The sequence below is a fragment of the Synechococcus sp. H60.1 genome, from assembly GCF_047462335.1.
Classification (GTDB): domain Bacteria; phylum Cyanobacteriota; class Cyanobacteriia; order Thermostichales; family Thermostichaceae; genus Thermostichus.
This window is the reverse complement of the sequence record NZ_JANSJA010000288.1, coordinates 1-509: the sequence shown is the minus strand read 5'-3', so window position 1 is coordinate 509 and position 509 is coordinate 1. Positions and strand designations below refer to the sequence as shown.

Genomic DNA, 509 nt, shown 5'->3' with positions numbered 1-509 from the left:
TGCCAGAGCCAAAACCGAGGGCCCCCAAACCGTCTCTGTTGCTGCCTGGGGATCCCAACTCTTGCCTAGGCCAGGATGGCGGCCGCTCCCGCGAGAGCTTCCTCCCGCAGCAGGGCAGCTTTGTCAGTGCGCTCCCAGGGCAGATCCAGATGGGTTTGCCCGAAGTGCCCATAGACCGCCACGTTTTGATAGAAACGCCCTCCCCTTTGGCGGGGCAACTCTCGCAGTTGGAACTGCGCCAGGATGGCCGCCGGCCTCAGGTCGAAGTGGCGCTGCACCAGCCGCAGCAGAGCTTCATCGGGGATACGGCCGGTGCCAAAAGTTTCCACCAGAATGTTGATGGGACGAGCTACCCCAATCGCGTAGCTGACCTGCACCTCGCATTTTTGCGCCAGGCCAGCGGCCACAATGTTCTTGGCCACATAGCGGGCGGCATAGGCGGCGCTGCGATCCACCTTGGTGGGATCCTTGCCGGAGAAGGCCCCGCCCCCATGACGGGAATAGCCGCC

1 protein-coding gene is annotated in these 509 nt (G+C 63.7%); it reads right to left on the bottom strand.

What is annotated here, in order from left to right; translation table 11 throughout:
* Window positions 1-65: 65 nt before the first annotated feature.
* Window positions 66-509, bottom strand: a 444-nt coding sequence (locus NW852_RS13170) for a methionine adenosyltransferase domain-containing protein (protein WP_414426812.1), incomplete at its 5' end; no start/stop codon positions are given.